At 61.7% G+C, this 15,618-nt stretch carries 16 protein-coding genes and 1 tRNA gene; 12 read left to right on the forward strand and 5 right to left on the reverse strand.

Features of this window, described 5'->3' with window-relative positions:
• Nucleotides 1-7: 7 nt before the first annotated feature.
• Nucleotides 8-601, forward strand: a complete 594-nt coding sequence (locus FGM15_07830) for a sigma-70 family RNA polymerase sigma factor (protein MBU3665769.1) — start codon at nucleotides 8-10, stop codon at nucleotides 599-601.
• A 33-nt stretch (nucleotides 602-634) separates the two neighbouring features.
• Here FGM15_07830 and FGM15_07835 read toward each other — a convergent pair whose 3' ends face one another.
• Entirely contained in the window at nucleotides 635-3,136 is a 2,502-nt protein-coding gene (locus FGM15_07835; GenBank protein ID MBU3665770.1) for a TonB-dependent receptor, read from the reverse strand.
• Here FGM15_07835 and FGM15_07840 point away from each other — a divergent pair.
• Genes FGM15_07840 through FGM15_07850 form a run of 3 tightly spaced genes read left to right on the forward strand, consistent with a single transcriptional unit; the run spans nucleotide 2,915 to nucleotide 4,667 of the window.
• Nucleotides 2,915-3,598 carry a MotA/TolQ/ExbB proton channel family protein gene (locus FGM15_07840; protein MBU3665771.1) on the forward strand — a complete coding sequence of 228 codons (684 nt, stop codon included), beginning with the start codon at nucleotides 2,915-2,917 and terminating at the stop codon, nucleotides 3,596-3,598. The genes FGM15_07835 and FGM15_07840 overlap by 222 nt on opposite strands.
• A complete protein-coding gene (locus tag FGM15_07845; protein ID MBU3665772.1) occupies nucleotides 3,577-4,002 on the forward strand; it encodes a biopolymer transporter ExbD in 426 nt (141 codons plus the stop codon). The genes FGM15_07840 and FGM15_07845 overlap by 22 nt, the downstream gene beginning before the upstream one ends.
• Nucleotides 4,003-4,004: 2 nt before the next feature.
• The gene (locus FGM15_07850) at nucleotides 4,005-4,667 is read left to right on the forward strand and encodes an energy transducer TonB (GenBank protein ID MBU3665773.1); all 663 of its coding nucleotides are present in this window, start codon (nucleotides 4,005-4,007) and stop codon (nucleotides 4,665-4,667) included.
• 16 nt (nucleotides 4,668-4,683) lie between these two features.
• Here the strand turns inward: FGM15_07850 and FGM15_07855 are convergent, their stop codons facing one another.
• On the reverse strand, nucleotides 4,684-5,379 hold the full coding sequence (locus tag FGM15_07855; protein MBU3665774.1) for a hypothetical protein: 696 nt from the start codon (nucleotides 5,377-5,379) through the stop codon (nucleotides 4,684-4,686).
• A 103-nt stretch (nucleotides 5,380-5,482) separates the two neighbouring features.
• Nucleotides 5,483-5,737 (reverse strand): hypothetical protein, encoded by a 255-nt coding sequence (locus tag FGM15_07860; GenBank protein ID MBU3665775.1) that lies wholly within the window; start codon nucleotides 5,735-5,737, stop codon nucleotides 5,483-5,485.
• A gap of 268 nt (nucleotides 5,738-6,005) precedes the next feature.
• On the opposite strand from FGM15_07860, the gene FGM15_07865 reads away from it, so the two are divergent.
• Nucleotides 6,006-6,533, forward strand: coding sequence for a hypothetical protein (locus FGM15_07865; GenBank protein MBU3665776.1), 528 nt, complete (start codon nucleotides 6,006-6,008; stop codon nucleotides 6,531-6,533).
• A gap of 48 nt (nucleotides 6,534-6,581) precedes the next feature.
• Entirely contained in the window at nucleotides 6,582-7,739 is a 1,158-nt protein-coding gene (locus FGM15_07870) for a TIR domain-containing protein (GenBank protein MBU3665777.1), read from the forward strand.
• A 64-nt stretch (nucleotides 7,740-7,803) separates the two neighbouring features.
• Here FGM15_07870 and FGM15_07875 read toward each other — a convergent pair.
• Nucleotides 7,804-7,879: transfer RNA gene (locus tag FGM15_07875), tRNA-Glu, on the reverse strand.
• A 143-nt stretch (nucleotides 7,880-8,022) separates the two neighbouring features.
• Here FGM15_07875 and FGM15_07880 point away from each other — a divergent pair.
• The 4 genes from FGM15_07880 to FGM15_07895 are packed head-to-tail and all read left to right on the forward strand — an operon-like array spanning nucleotide 8,023 to nucleotide 11,529.
• Nucleotides 8,023-8,268, forward strand: coding sequence for a glutaredoxin family protein (locus FGM15_07880; protein ID MBU3665778.1), 246 nt, complete (start codon nucleotides 8,023-8,025; stop codon nucleotides 8,266-8,268).
• On the forward strand, nucleotides 8,265-9,080 hold the full coding sequence (locus tag FGM15_07885) for a hypothetical protein (GenBank protein MBU3665779.1): 816 nt from the start codon (nucleotides 8,265-8,267) through the stop codon (nucleotides 9,078-9,080). Before FGM15_07880 ends, FGM15_07885 begins: the two co-directional genes overlap by 4 nt.
• A gap of 14 nt (nucleotides 9,081-9,094) precedes the next feature.
• A complete protein-coding gene (deoC, locus tag FGM15_07890) occupies nucleotides 9,095-9,991 on the forward strand; it encodes a deoxyribose-phosphate aldolase (protein ID MBU3665780.1) in 897 nt (298 codons plus the stop codon).
• Nucleotides 9,988-11,529: an aldehyde dehydrogenase family protein gene (locus FGM15_07895; protein ID MBU3665781.1), complete on the forward strand. Its 1,542-nt coding sequence runs from the start codon at nucleotides 9,988-9,990 to the stop codon at nucleotides 11,527-11,529. The genes deoC and FGM15_07895 overlap by 4 nt, the downstream gene beginning before the upstream one ends.
• 5 nt (nucleotides 11,530-11,534) lie before the next feature.
• Here FGM15_07895 and FGM15_07900 read toward each other — a convergent pair whose 3' ends face one another.
• Nucleotides 11,535-13,301, reverse strand: a complete 1,767-nt coding sequence (locus FGM15_07900; protein ID MBU3665782.1) for a hypothetical protein — start codon at nucleotides 13,299-13,301, stop codon at nucleotides 11,535-11,537.
• Nucleotides 13,302-13,447: 146 nt separating this feature from the next.
• On the opposite strand from FGM15_07900, the gene FGM15_07905 reads away from it, so the two are divergent.
• Nucleotides 13,448-14,182 (forward strand): formylglycine-generating enzyme family protein, encoded by a 735-nt coding sequence (locus tag FGM15_07905; protein MBU3665783.1) that lies wholly within the window; start codon nucleotides 13,448-13,450, stop codon nucleotides 14,180-14,182.
• Nucleotides 14,183-14,275: 93 nt separating this feature from the next.
• On the forward strand, nucleotides 14,276-15,618 hold a 1,343-nt coding region (locus FGM15_07910; GenBank protein ID MBU3665784.1), incomplete at its 3' end, for a cellulose biosynthesis cyclic di-GMP-binding regulatory protein BcsB.

The following is a 15,618-nucleotide window of genomic DNA, read 5'->3' on the forward strand; positions in this document are numbered from 1 at the left end:
CACACGCATGGACGGATTCGGGGACGATGCCGGATCCCGCGAGGATGACAACGCGCTGCTGGTTGCGTTGATGCAGCGCACGCGTGAAGACGATGAAGCCGCTTTCCGGGAATTGGTCGAGGCCACCGAGGATCGCGTCTTTGGAACGATCGTGAAAATGCTCGGGGGGCGCGAGGGTGCGGAGGACCTGGCGCAGCGGGTTTATCTACGCATCTGGCAAGCCCGGAAACGCTACGAGCCGACGGCAAAATTCAGCACCTGGATGTTTTCCATCACGCGCCGGCTGGTGCTCAACGAGCGGCGTGCCCGTGCGCGCCGCGGCGCGGTATTCAGCGAGCCGTCGGCCGATCTGCCCTCGCGCGAAGCGGTCGGGGGAAGTTCCCCCTCGGCCGAGGCCGGGGCCGCCGAGTTGGCGCATGCGATCGATGCCGCGCTTTCGCAGCTTCCCGAGGAACAACGAACGGCGATGATCCTGCGTCGCTACGACGAAATGCCCTACGAGGATATTGCCTCGGTCCTGGAGACCACGGTGCCAGCGGTCAAAAGCCTGCTCTTCCGTGCCCGCGAAACCCTGCGCGTGAAACTCGCTTCGTGGCTCTGACGATGCGTCGTCCGCTGCGGACTTCGTAGCGGCTCAGAATTCCACCTGGACGCCCACATACCAGTTGCGCGGTGCGGCCGGGTCGATGCCGTCGCTGCGGATGCGGGCGTAGTAGCGGTTGTCGAAGAGGTTGTTGATGCCACCGATAACACTGACGTTGTCCTTGTAAACATCCACTTCGAAGGTGAAGTCCCAAACATTATATTCGGGGATGTAGTATTGCTGCGTGTTGTTGTCGTTGGCGTAGGCACCGCCGTTGAAAGTGCTGGTCAGGCCGAGTTGGATCTTGTCGCGCCAGTTGTAAAGGACGCCGGTGCGGATGAGGTAGTCGGGCGTGTATTGCGGGGTTTTGCCTTCGAACTGGCCGCCGATGTAGCGGCCTTGCTGCGCGGTGAGGCCGAAGTAGGCGAGCAACGATCCGTAGGTATCGACCCAGCTGGCGTGCCCGTCGGCGGTGCCGCGGAAGGCGTCGGCCAGCCCGACAAAGTCGATTTGAGCCATGCTATCCCAGCCGTAGGTAACGGAGCGGCCGGTGTTCACGATGAAGGTATCGGGACCGATGACTTGGGTGCCGATCTGGTTCTGGAAATCGATGAGGAAAAAGCTGGTGTCCCAGGTGAGCCAAGGCCGGGGATTGCCGCGGAGGCCGGTCTCGTAGTTCCAGACGAAGCTGGGTTGAAGATTGTTCGGCACGAAGACATTCGGCGCGGTGGGCACCGCTTGCGTGAAGATGGCGGGGCGGTAGGCCTGCGAGATGTTGGCGTAGGCGTTGATCTTGGGGGTGAAGTCGTATTGCGCACCGAGGCCGAAAAGCGGGACGAAGGAGTAATCCGTCTGGTTGGTGAGCGCCTCGCCCGCGGCCGTTTTGGCGACGTTGATTGATTCATCGACCGTCTGCCAGATGCTCTCGAGGCGCACGGCGGGGATGATGGAGAGATTGCCTGCGACAAACCTGTTTTCGGCGAAGACGGAGTAATACCAGTTGTAGCGGTTGCTCTGGTTGCGGGTCACACCGCTGGTGGCTGCGGGGGTGGCGCCGCGCTGGTCGGTGCGGGGGGAGAAGGTGTTAAAGAGCAGCATGCCGGCGGTGAGGGTGTGGGTGTTGCCGAGCCATTCCCAGTCTTGGCGGATCCGCGGCTCAAAGCCGAAGGTGTAGAATTGCTGGTTTTCGATCTGGTTCGAGTTGGCGTCCCGGCCAGTGGGCAGGGTGCCGAATCCCCCGCCGCGCTGGCGCGCGCTGTAGCGGAGGTAGTAATTCCACCAAGCACGGGCGCTGAAGAAAGTGGTGTCGCCCAAGTCGTTCTCGTGGATGAGCTGCACGGCGTAGCGGCTGATGCGCATTTTGTCATAAAAGCGCGTGGTGCCGTAGGGATCGCTATTCCAATTGACCGCGTTGCTGCCGGTGGTGAGAGTCACGCCGCCGGGTTCGCCGTGGGTTTCGTCGTAGGCATCCACGATCAGGTAAGTGCGGGCGGTCGTCTCCTGGCCCCAGCTGAGTGTGCCGCTCCATGCGTTGAGGTTGAATTGGCTGTTGGCCGCACGGAAGCCGTCCGTCTGGCGATGATTGTAGTAGCCGTAATAGCCGAGGTTGCCGACGGTGCCACCGACTTCGCTGAAGTTCGCGTAGTAGTTGAAGCTGCCGACGGTGTTGAGCGAGCGGATGCGTAACGGCGTGTCGGTCGGCGGTTTCTCCATCACGTAGTTGATCGCGCCGCCGGGTTGCGGTCCGTAGAGCAACGCCGCGCCACCGCGGACGAGTTCGATGCGGTCAACCGCATCGATCGGCGGGGTGTAGTAGGCCTCGGGGTAGCCGATCATGTCGGCATGGATCGGAACGCCGTCTTTGAGAACCTGCATGAATTGCATGCGGTGCGGATCGAAGCCGCGGGAGCCGATGCTGACGAGCGGGGTAGATTCTTCGGCGAGCACCAGGCCGGGGGTGGTGGCCAGCACCTGGCGGTAGTTGTTGTTGTTGATCTGCGGAAGAAGGTTGGGATCAATGTTGTCCGTTTTCTTGCCGGCAAAAATCTCGGCGCCCTCGACATCGGGCAGGAACGGACCCGTCGCGGGCGGTTGCAGGGCAGCGATAACGTTCACGGTTTCGAGCCGTTGAACGCCGGGTGCCTGCGTGGGAACGGATAGTGTTTGCGCGGCAGCGGCCGAGGTTAGGGCAATAAGGATTAGGGCTGCGGGTGACAGTGTGGTTGCGCTTCTGATTTTCATCGATAAAGGACATCCTTTAATGAGACTGAGACACAGTTGCAATAATTTCTTGATAAGTCGGGCGACTCTGATCATTTTTCTGGCTTCGCTATGGAGAATCTTCCCTTTCACGATATCTTTCTGCGCGGCGGAGTTGTCATGTGGCCGTTGCTTTTCTGCTCCGTGCTCGGAGCGGCGGTGATCCTGGATCGTGCCGTCTTTTTCCTGCGCCTGCGCTCCACCAATCTTGGACGGCTCGAAAATCGGCTGGTTGATGATCTGCGTCGCGGCGATGCGGAGTCGGCTTTGCGCGTGGCGCGTTCGTCCGAACATCCTGTGGCCCGCGTGGCGGCGTCCTACCTGCAAAATTTGGAGCGCCCTCCCTCCCTCCGCACCGAGATCATGCGGTGCGAGGGATCGCTGCAACTCGAGCGCGTGGAGAAGCGTCTGCGGGTGCTTGCCGCGATCAGTCATCTTGCACCCTTGCTCGGCTTGCTTGGCACGGTCACAGGCATGGTTGCCGCTTTCGCCACCATCGAAGGGCTCAAGCAGGCGGCCAGCCCCGCCGATTTGGCGGGTGGCATCTGGGAGGCACTGCTCACCACGGTGTTCGGTCTGGTTGTTGCCATCCCGTGCATGGCCGCCTACCACGGCTTCGAGGGAATGGCCGACAAAATCGCGCGCCGCATGCAGTTCGTCGTTACTTCTCTGGACGAAGCGCTGGGCCGCACTGGAGGCGATCTGGGCGCGGAGGTGTCGGCCGAGGAAGAGGAATGGAATGTGGTCCGCTCATGAACCCTCCGGCCTTTTTCGTCCGTCCCAAACGCGCGAGCGCCGGTCTCGACATGGCGCCGCTCATCGACGTCGTTTTTTTGCTGCTCATCTTTTTCATGCTCACTTCGAGCTTTCTCCAACCAACCATTCCGCTGGCCCTACCCAAAGCCGCCGCGTCCGAAGATCCGCCGCCGGCGCCCGTGTTCGTCAGCGTCGATGCCAACGGCGCGGTCTACATCAATCAGGATGCTGTTCCGCGCGACAACTTCGCCGCCGCGCTCGGCTCGCTGCTCGCAGGACGCGAAGACCGCACGGTGAACTTCCGCGGTGACCGCGCCATGCCTTACGAGATTTTCGTCGGGCTGATGGACGAAGCACGCCAGGCCGGCGCAACGCGGTTCAACATCGTGCACGAGAGCAAATAGCGATGACCACGCTTGCAGTTTCCTTTCCCCGTGAAAGCCCGAACGACCGCGCGGCTTGGTTTGGGGTCTTTGTAGCCGTGTCTGTCGCCGCGCACGCCGCTTTCTTGGTGCATGCCCGTTGGGAGCGCCATACCGCAGAAGTCGGGGCGACACCCTCCTTGATGGCTGTGCAGTTGGTCGAAGTGGCGTCTGCTCCGCCGAAGCCCGTCGCGGCACCTGCGTCCCCACCCGCGGCTGTCGCGGTTGACGAGTCCGAGCCCGTCATCACGCGAAATCCCGAGCCGGAGATTGTGCCGCCACCGAGTGTTCAACCCCGGGTGCAGCCCAAGCCCGCTTCGCCAAAAGTTGAGCGCGCGGCTGCCGCGTCTCCGAAAGCTGCCGCTCCCGCGTTGGTCGAAGCACGACCTTCGGCCCGCGGCAACCGTCCGCCTAATTATCCCGAGATGGCGCGTCGCAACGGATGGCAGGGATTGTGCATGGTGCGCGTTGCGGTGACAGCGCAGGGACGTGCCGGCGTTGTATCGTTGGCGCGCAGTTCCGGCTACGGAGTTCTCGACCAAGCTGCTCTTGCTGCCGTCAAGCGCTGGAGTTTCACCCCGCGCATGGTGCGTGGCAACGCCGTCGGATGCACCGTCGAAGTTCCTGTTAACTTCAGCCTCCGCTGATGACGACACACGGCGCTCACCGCGCCCAGCGGCCGCCGGACAAGCCCGGCAGCCAGTTGTTGCGATACATGACCGAATAGTCAGTTTTGCCGATGGCGCCGATCATGGGAACGCCGGTGGCGCGTTTCCATTTTTTGGACATGCTTTCGCCCGTGTGGCAGCCCCAGCTTTTCACCTTCGCTTTGCGGGCGAAGATGCCGCGGTTGATGCGGCCGAGTTCGTTCTCGTGCAGCCAAGCTTTCGATCCGCTGTCGATCTCGTTGCTGTAGTCGAACATGAAGCATGCCTTGTTCGAGTGCAGGAACCAATCGAGGCTGGCAATCTTGACGCGATCGCGCGGCTGGCCACCGTTGAGGTAGTTGATGACAGTCTCGGGGGAGTTGAACCAGATCAACTTTGCCCCGTATTTCGAGGCGGTGTTGGCGATCCATTTCGTGAGTGGTCCTTCGCTTTGCCGCAAGCGCCGCTCGTAGCTCGGACGGTGAACCAACCATGTCATTCGCGCGCCGGGGTCCTGCGCTTTGATTTCCTGGAAGCGTGTGACGGCCGGACGGATGAAATTGCCCCACCAGCGGTCGTGCGGCGGACTCTTGAACTTTTCCCATTGGTAAAGCGAGGGGCCGCCGCTCACCACGATGTATTCTTGCGCCCGGGCCGCATGGACGGGCGCGATAACAGCCGCGAGCAGGGCGAGTGCAAAGAGTCTGTGCATGGGAGAAAGGATCTTCCGCGAAAAACAAGCGAGGGCAAGCGCATCCGGCCGGAGGTGCACAGTTCCCGCCTGTGCCGTGCGTCGCGCTGCGCCCGCGGCGGGATCAGCCGGCTTCCGCGCGCCAGCTTTTGCGGAGCTTGGCCAATTTTTCGGGCGAAGCTTTCAAGACTTGGTCGCGTCTTTCACGCGCGAGCTTGCGGTTGTGCGTGCAAAGCGAGATGCGGACCCGTTTGGCCCGGCCGCGCGCGCGTTGCAGGCTGAAGTGCGCCCACCAAGTCCCGTTGTTGTCCCACATGTGGTGGTCCGCTCCATAGTGCTTGTTGGCGTAGAGGGGAACGATCGAGTTTTTGGTTTTCATACGGTTGGTCGAACCCGCCCGCGAGACGATTCACACCGCAGGCTCCGTCGTTTCCGACGGATGGGGAGGTGACAAGCTCTCTCCCCGGAGTTTGCTCTGCTAATCTTTCACTTTCGTCACGGAGTCAAACACTTAAACTGCCCGCCCGCAAGAACCGGTCCCCTCCTAACAGCCCCCTGCCGGGCTGCTTTTGTGCGTCATAGGGCACCGGCGGTCTTGCAAATGAGCCCGGAAATCCGGCTCAATCAGAGTTGTGAAATCCGCCTGCATGTTTGGTCTCTGCGCCCTGTTGCTGATGATCCAGACCGGTTGGTCACAAGAAAAGCCCTGCACGCCTGTCGTCATCCCCGGGCTGAAGGGCAACGCGACCACGACCAAGTTCGGTGACGGATACCTCACGCGATCCTCCGATGGCAAAGTTTACACCACGAGCCGCTTCGGCAGTGGATGGGTCACGCGCGGATCGGATGGGCAGACATTCACCACGAGCAAGTTTGGAGACGGCGCGATCACGCGAGGTAATAACGGCGAGACAGTGACGACATCGCGCTTTGGAAGCGGGGTGATCAGCCGCTCTTCATCCGGCGCCACGACAACGACGTCGCGCTTCGGCAACGGAACCATCAGTCGCAGCAGTTCGGGCGGATCGGCAACGACTTCACGTTTCGGCAGTGGGTTCACAACGTCGCAAACCGCCGGAAGCTGCCGCGGAGAAGGGACCGTCTTGGTCATTCCCCAGTCGGGCCGCGGGTCCGCCGCGGCTTGCAGCGACGCGCAAAACTCCAAAAAGAAATAGCGCGCGGCGCCGGCAGGCCGGCCAAGCACGGAGGTCTTTGTTGACCGGTTGCGATCGTTGGGAATACTGAAACCCGAGGCAAGCCGCGTGGATCTCTCCGAAAAACCTTTCGACGTTTTCATCAGCCATTCAACGCAAGACGGGCAAGCGGCGTCGGCGATCAAACAGCATCTGCAAGCCTCGGGGCTCAAATGTTGGAAGGCACCGGACGATATCAATCCCGGGGAAAGTTGGCCTTCGGCCATCGGCCGGGCGCTCGGGAGTTGCCGCACCATGGTTCTCGTCTGGTCGAGCAACTCGCTCGCCTCCAAAGAGGTTTCCAAAGAACTCACCCTGGCCATGCGAAACGGACTGACCGTCATCCCGTTCCGGATCGAAGATGTCCAACCGACGACCGAGTGGGATTACCATCTTGCCAACACGCATTGGATGGATGCCTTCCCCGGGGACTTGGGGCCCTTTGTGGACCGCTTGGCGTCCCGCATACATGGTATTATGGGCAGTCGTGCACCCGCGGAAATTCCCGCGCCGGTTGTCGTTCAAAAGCCCATCACGCCGGTTGATCGTTCCAAGTCGCGTCTTGCCGCGGTTTTGTTGACGCTGGGTGCGGTTGTTGCCGCGGCCGTTGGCACTGCATGGTTTTTCTCGCGCAGCGCTGCCAACAAAACGCCCGCCGAAACGGCAGCTCCCGCAGCGGAGCAAAAGTCCGCTGAACTTGACGCTTTGCGCAGGCAGGCGGAACAGGCCGAGAAGGAAAAAGCCGAGGCCCAGCGCGAGGCGGCCGAGAAAGAGGCCGAATCACTACGCCAGATCGCGCAGCGCGCAGAGGCGGAAAAACAAGTCGCATTGGAAAGGGCGTCGCAGGCGGAAGAAGCGGCGAGAAGCGCTCAAGCGGCAAAGGTTTCACCGGCTTCGGCACCGCCCGCCGCCGCCGCTGACAACAATGCGGCCCGCGGTGGCGCTCGTCCCCTCCGCGGCACGATTTCCGATCCGGACGGCTACACCAACATAAGACGCGGCCCCGGGACCAAAAAGCCCGACGGCTCCGAAATGCCGATTGTGGGCAGGATCGTGATCGGTGAGGTTTTCGATTATTTCCCGGATGACTCGAATTGGTGGAGGGTTCGCACCTCCGACGGCAAGCAGGGCTACGTGCACAATTCAAGGATTGTCCCCACGGCGGAATTCCCCGCCTCGGGGTTCTAGCTTTTTCGAGGTTCGTCTCCAGGTTTGCCGCGATGCACCGGCAATCGGCTTCGGTGTGGCAAAATGGCAGCGCGCACGGGATTCGAACCCGTGTAACAGCCTTGAGAGGGCTGTGTCCTAGGCCTCTAGACGAGCGCGCCGTGGGTTTTGGACAAGCTTGTATTATGGATGTGCAGGATGTGTTCCGCAACGGGAAAGACCTGCTGCGGGCGGGGGTCTGTGCCTCGTTTTTCTTTTGCGGTCTTGTTTGGCAGCGTCTGTTGACCGATACAAGCTCCGGCGTATGAGCATGATTGTTTATGTGAAGGGTGGTTGTCCGTGGTGCGTCGAAGCTTTGGAGTATCTCGACCGGCAAGGATTCGAATATGAGGTGCGCGATGTTCTCGCCGATCCGGAAAGCTTCGCCCGCATGCGTGAAATCTCCGGCCAATCGCTGGCGCCCACTTTGGAATTCGGCGACAAGGTTCTGGCGGATTTCGACACCGGGCAACTCGAGGCGTTTCTCGAGGCCAACGGCATCGAGCCATGAACGGGTTGCTGCTGTTTGCCGGGCTGGTGGTGCTGACGGCCGCGTTTCTGAGCTACGGGCATCCGGTGCTGCGGCGTATCGGCGTGCTTTGCATCGGTCTCACGGCTTTTGCCGCCGGATTTCTTCCGACCCGGAACGTGTGGATCGGTATGACAGCGGTGCTGCTTTGGCTTCTGCTGCCGTGGGTCGAAATCCTCTTGCGCGTGCGGAAACTGCGCCTGCCGCTGCGCAAGCAGTTGCAGAACGTGCCTCCGCCATCCCGCGAAATGTTCCCGCTTTTGGGCGAATTGACAGATGAAATCGAAAGCTGCGGATTCGAGCATGTGGCGGACCTGGGATGGGAGATGGACGGATACCGCCAGTTTCTGCGCCTGTTCGCCGATCCGCAAAGGCGTGCAGAGGCTTCGGTGGTGTTGGTCGAGCAACACCAGCTCGGATTCCATTTTTCCAGCATCACGTCGCGCGGGACCGACGGCTCGGTTTTTGTGACGTGGAATTGCCCGCTTTCTTCCAGCCTAATGACCCCGCCTTCCGTGCGCGTCAATCGTGTGGCCGCGGAGGCGCCGTTCGAGGCCATGGTCGCGAGTCACGGTGAGTTCCTGCAAAACGCGGGGGTGCGGGCCGAGGCGCTTGCACCGCTCGACCCGGGCACGGTGCGGGCATCGGTGGAGGGCGACATGGAGGCCCAGATGCAGCACAATCTGCGGGAAGGTGTTCTCCGGCCGGCGGACGATGGTCACGGCCGCTACTCGTGGCGCGGCATGCTTTACTTGTGGGTTCAGTTTTTGAGGGATATGTTCCGCTTTTCTTAAGCGCATTGTTCCCCATGACGCCAAGACATTCCCTTTTCGGCGGCGTGGATCAGGTCATGGTCGAAGAGCGGGCTGCGACTTTCACCAAGCGCAGCATCAAGGCCGCGTCGAAGCTCCAAGGCCTGCTCATGGCCTTCTCCATGCTCGATCTCACAACGCTCGAGGGGCGCGATACCCCGGGAAAAGTGATGACGCTGTGCCACAAGGCCATGCATCCCGCGCCCGCGCGCTACGGCGTCGGGCCTGTTGCCGCGGTGTGCGTCTATCCCAACCTTGTCCGGGCGGCCAAAGTCTCCTTGCGCCATTCGAAGGTGAAAGTCGCCGCCGTGGCCACGTATTTCCCGAGCGGCCAATCTTCGCTCAAAACCAAACTCGAGGATACGCGCGTTGCGCTCAACGCGGGAGCCGATGAAATCGACATGGTCATCGATCGCGCGGCGTTCCTGCGCGGTGAATATGCCAAAGTCCACGACGAAGTCGCCGCGGTGAAGCAGCTCTGCGGTCGCGTGCATCTCAAGGTCATCCTCGAGACGGGGGAGTTGGTCGCTTATGACAACGTCCGCGCCGCGAGCATGATTGCCATGCAGGCGGGCGGGGACTTTATCAAGACCTCGACGGGCAAGATGAGCCCTGCCGCCACGTTGCCTGTCACCCTGGTGATGCTCGATGCCATCCGCGAGTTCTTCTTCGCCACGGGCGTGCGCATCGGCATGAAGCCGGCGGGTGGTATCCGCACGGCCAAGCAGGCGCTGCAATATCTTGTCATGGTCAATGAAACGCTCGGCGACGACTGGCTCACCCCCGACCTTTTCCGCCTCGGCGCCAGCACTCTGGCCAACGACATTCTCCTGCAAATCGCCAAGAGCGTCGATGGACGCTACCAAAGCGGCGATTATTTTTCCCTGCCATGACCACGAAATCCAAAAAATTAGCCTCTCGTGCCACCGCACCGGCCGCGCCGGAGACCCGCGCTGCCGTTGTGCCGGTGCGCGACCGTCATCTGCGCTTCAACGGGCGATGGAATTATTCGCCGGCTCCCGAAGTCCACAACGATATCGCGATCAAGCCGCGCTACGAACTTTTCATCGGCGGAAAATTCGTGAAGCCCTCGTCGGGCAAGTATTTCCCGTCGGTCAATCCCGCCACCGAAAAGCAGCACGCCGAAATCGCGCAGGGCACCGCAGCCGACGTGGACAAGGCGGTCAAGGCTGCCCGCCGCGCCTACGAAAAAACGTGGGGCAAGATGCCCGGACGCGAACGCGGCAAATATCTTTTCCGCATCGCGCGCCTCTTGCAGGAAAAAATCCGCGACCTCGCCGTGATCGAGTCGCTCGATGGCGGCAAAACGATCCGTGAAAGCCGTAACATCGATCTGCCGCTGGTCGCCGCGCACTTCTTCTACCACGCGGGGTGGGCGGATAAGCTCGATTACGCTTTTCCCGGACGCAAACCGCAACCGCTCGGCGTGGCCGGCCAGATCATCCCGTGGAATTTCCCGCTGCTCATGGCCGCGTGGAAACTCGCGCCCGCGCTCGCTTGCGGCAACACCTGCGTGCTCAAGCCGGCCGAGACGACCTCGGTCACGGCCATGCACCTCGCCGAAATCCTCGCGGAGGCTGATCTGCCCGAAGGTGTGGTCAATATCGTCACAGGCTTTGGCGACGCCGGTGCGGCCATCGTCAATCACCCGGACATCGACAAGCTGGCTTTCACCGGTTCGACCGAAGTCGGCAAGATCATCGCCAAGTCGGTCGCTGGCACGCGCAAGAAGCTGACCCTCGAACTCGGCGGCAAGGCGGCCAACATCATTTGCGAGGATGCTCCGATCGACCAAGCGATCGAAGGAATCATCCAGGGTATCTATTTCAACCAAGGCCACGTCTGCTGCGCCGGTTCGCGTCTCTTTGTGCAGGAGGGCATCGTCGAACCGGTTATCCGTCGCTTGCGCAACCGTCTCGCTTCGCTGCGGGTGGGGGATCCGCTCGACAAGAACACCGACATCGGCGCGATCAACAGCCGCGAGCAACTCGGCAAGATCCGTGAATTGGTCGAGAGCGGCAAAAAAGAAGGGGCCGAACTTTACCAACCGCCCTGCAAGCTTCCGTCGAAAGGATTTTTCTACGCGCCGAGTTTCTTCACCGGCGTGACCGACTCGCACCGCATCGCGCAGGAAGAAATTTTCGGTCCCGTGCTCAGCGTGATGACCTTCCGCACTCCGGAAGAGGCTCTCGAGCGCGCCAACAACACGCCTTACGGATTGAGTGCCGGCGTGTGGACGGACAAAGGTAGCAAAGTTTTCAAACTCGCCACGAAACTTCGCGCCGGCGTCGTCTGGGCCGAGACCTACAACAAGTTTGATCCGGCCAGTCCGTTCGGCGGCTACAAAGAAAGTGGCTTCGGCCGCGAAGGTGGCAAGCAGGGGTTGTTGTCTTATTTGGACATCGGCTGATCCGGTCAGCCCTCGTCCATCTTGGCGGCTTTTGTCCGGAACGCATCGCCGAGCCACCAGCTGAGCCCGCGAATGGCCAGGGCCGCCCATGCCAAGGGATGTTTGTCCAACTGCTTGGCGACCTGCTCGGTAAAATCGGTCTCCGGCTTCTTCTCGGTTCCCCAGATCTTCACCGTGCACCAGTGCATCCCGTTTTCCTGTTTGGCGAAAACGGATTTCGTTGCATCCGGCAGCCAGCGCAAGGAAGAGGCTGGAAGCCCGGCATAGACCGTGCCGGAAAGGTGGCCCTTGGCATCCACGCGGACCGATCCCCGCAATCCGGCGAACTCACCCGCCGCCACGTCGATGTTGTCGATGAGCACCTCGTTCCGCGTTTGTTTCCAGTCCAACTTCGCGCGCGTGACCTTGAGGTTGTTGTAGCGGGGATCTTTGAGGAATCGTGAGAGAAATTTCTGGAAATCGAAATCCTTCAGCGCCGCGCCGGTGAGTTCCAAGGATCCGCCGCCGCGTCCGGCGAGCAAGTTGGTGCCGCGCCATGACCAATCCACGCGACCGGACAACTCGCCGCGCAGTCCTTCCGCGATCTTGGCGGGCAGATACGCGTCGATGGGGATGCGCGAAGCATTGAGCGAAACGCTGGCCGTGTCTGTCGCCATATTCCATGTTCCGCCGCCGGTCAGATCGATCTGCTCGCGCCCGTTCACATTAAGATTGCTCACGCTGAAAACGTCGCCGGCCAGCGCGTAATCGAGGGCCACGCGGCGGAAAACCAAACGGCGCAGCGACGGATTCCTCGCGTGCTCTGCCAAACGGTCGAGGTAATCCCAGTTTGCGATGAGGGCATCGTCCACCCGCAACGATCCGCCGCCCTTGGCGTTGCCGCCGCTGGTGTCCGTCTCGTAGTTGAGGCTACCGGAAAGCTTGCCGCTGAGGATGCGGGCGATGTCGGACGGAAGGAACGGGCGCAGGTCGAGCGTGGTGATCTCCGCCTTGGCGCGGATGCTTTTGTCCGCATGCTGCCCGAGGCGGGCGGAAACAAACAAATTGCTCTGCGCGCTCTGCGGTTCGCGCAGGTAGATATTGCCGATGTCGATGAAATCGTGGGTCACGTAGACCTCGAGGGCGTCGATGGCCATGTCGGGATAGCCGCGATATTGCAACCGGCCGTTGCGACCGAAGTATTTGAAATTCTTGCCGATCATCATGGCGCCGACCTGCAGATTGGCGCCGCGCACCGTTTGTGCGCCCACAGGCAGCTCGATGCTCATGTCCGGGCACTCGATCCAGCCGCAAGTGAACTGCGACGGCAGGAAAAACGCATACCAGGGCTTGGGCGGAATGACCGGGTCTTGGGCCTTGAGTTTGTTGTCGGGCGTGACCACGCGGAAATCAGCCTTCTCGATGTCGATGCGCGGGACGTGCCATTCGCCGCGGAAGACGGCCCATGGATCGAACCATCCGCGGGCCTTTCCCGTGTTGAGCGAACCGATGGCCTGACCGGGCCATCCCTTGCTCGTGAATCCTTCCGTGGTCACGCTGAGGCCGGGTTCCAATGCCATCGGGCCGAACTGCCCTTCGACCTTGAGCGCGTGCGACACGGCCTTGGAAACCATCCGGTTGAAAGCGGGTCCAGCCACCCATTGGGAGACAAAGCCCGGAAGAAATTGCCGCGCAGCAAACACCCCGGCAATGCCGAGCAGGACCAGAACGAGCAGGCCGATGAGGATTTTGCGCAGCACGGGGCGAGGGTAGCTCCGCAGGGTGGTGTTCACAATCACCGCATCGGTCAAAGGACGGGAATGACCCACCTGTGCAAGGCGGCCCTGAGGCCTATCGTCCAAGTGTGAAACAAGGGAATTCCGCCGCGTTGGTGGAGCCGGGCACGGATCGCCGAAGGAGGTCCGATCGTCGTCACGCGATGCGCCGGGCTCAGGATGCGCCGCCGAGTGGGACCGTGATGGTCAGCGTTGCGGGCGGGGAATTGCCGCAGGACTCGGAGTTGCGCGACACGAAGGTGCAAGGATTCGAAATCGGAAAGTTTCCCGTCATGCTGGAGGAATACGAATGGGTCCGCGTGTGGGCTCTCGGCAAGGGATATGCCCTCGCGCAAGGCCAAGCACCGGGCATTCCGCACCCGGTGACGCATGTCAGTTGGTATGACGCGGTGAAGTGGTGCAACGCCAAGAGCGAGCACGAGATGCTCGTTCCGGTTTACTCGATCGGGGGAAAAATCTTCCGTCGAGGCGAATACGGGCCGGACGGATCCAAACTCGTGGCGTGCAACGAGGGGGCTGATGGCTACCGGCTTCCGACCGAGGCCGAGTGGGAATGGGCCGCGCGTGGCGGTCCGCTCAGCCGCGGCAGCACCTACAGCGGTAGCAATTCGGCCGACGAGGTGAGTTGGTATGATGCCAATGCCGAGGGAAGTTCGCGGCCGGTCGGGACGAAAGCGGCCAACGAGTTGGGGATCCACGACATGAGCGGCAATGTCTGGGAGTGGTGCTGGGATGTCGACGACGGCCTTTCGGCCAACCGCATCCGCGGGGGAAGTTGGAGGCACCGGGCGGCCAATGGCACGGTGACTTACCGGGTGAGCCGTCCGCCCGATAGCCGCTACAGCGTCATCGGATTCCGTCTCGCGCGCAACGGCTGACGGGGCGCGTCACGTGACGGTGCGCATGGGTAATTCCCCCACGAGGGATCTACCCCATAAACTGCGGCGGCCGCGGCGACCATAGTCGCCGCCGTGAAATCTCCGACCCTCTTCCTCGCCGCGATTTTTGCGGCACTTCTCACCACCGCGGGCGCGACCGGCGGAAACACTACACCGGCTCCCGGGAAATTTTTTGTCCCGCTGTTCGAAGGCCAATCCACGCGGCTCGAAGGCGTGCTCGCCGCGCGGCAGTTTTCTTTTCGCCTGCCCGAGCACGTGCGCTACCTGCCCGGTTCGCAATTCAAACTCGTCTTTCGTTCCTCGCCGCTGCTCTTGCCCGACGTTTCGACCATGACGGTGAGCCTGAACGGCAGGCAACTGACGAGCATGCGTCCGGTGAGTGGCCGCGAGAAGCAACCGGAAAAGCAAACGCTGGCCATCGATCTCGACAACGATGCTCTGCAGCCAGGGTGGAACACTCTTTCCGTCCGCTGCCTTCTTGTCACCACGGCCACGCCCTGCCGCGATGTCGATAATCCGGCATCGTGGGTTGAACTCGCCGGGGGAACGGGATTCGACGTGGCCTTCGCCAACCAAGCGCTTTTTCCCGAGTTGCAACGTTTTCCCGATGCGATCGGCGAGCCCGCGCTCATGCGGCTCGGCGCGGAAAAGAGCGAACCCGCTGTGTCGCTGCTCGTGGCGGACAAAGGCGGCGACGCCGCATGGCGCGGTGTGGTTGTCGCGGCGGCACGATTGGGCCAGTTGCTCTATCTGGACGATGAATCGGTCCGCGTCGGTTCGCTGAAAGATTTCAGCGCGATATCGGGCCGGAGCAATGGTCTCATCGTGGCCAAACGCGAGGATTTGGCTGCCGCGGATCTTCCGGTCGAATTCGGGCTTCCGTTGCGCGGACTCAAAAACGGCGAGGGATTCCTCGGCGAATTCATCACCGGTGAACCGGCACGGGGTCAGCGCCGATGGATCGTGGTAAGCGGTGCGGATGATACGGGACTGGAAAAAGCGATCCTTGCCCTGGGCAGCGGTCCTGCTTTGCGCGATGCGGCCGCAAATCCGTGGATCGTCAAAGAGGCGCCGGTGGTTTCGCCGGTCACGGAAAGGCTGGCCGGTCCGGTCGATGGTCCGGTCACTTTCGATTCGCTGGCCGGCGGCGGGATCATGCTGCGCGGCTTGTTTCGCAACGAAACGTCGCGGGCTTGGCCGTTGCCTCCGGGTTGGCAAACGGCGCAGGGCGGCAAGCTGACCCTCGACTTCAGCCACGCAGAGAATCTGGACAAAACCTCCGCCTTCCAAGTCGTGGTGAACGATCTTTCGGTCGGCAGCATCGCCCTGACCGAGGCTAATGCGCAGAGGACGCGGCGGGTTCTGCCGATTCCCGCAGGAATGCCCGGACGCGATCCGTCCACGGTCGGTATCCG

The organism is Chthoniobacterales bacterium (genome assembly GCA_018883245.1).
Lineage (GTDB): Bacteria > Verrucomicrobiota > Verrucomicrobiia > Chthoniobacterales > JACTMZ01 > JACTMZ01.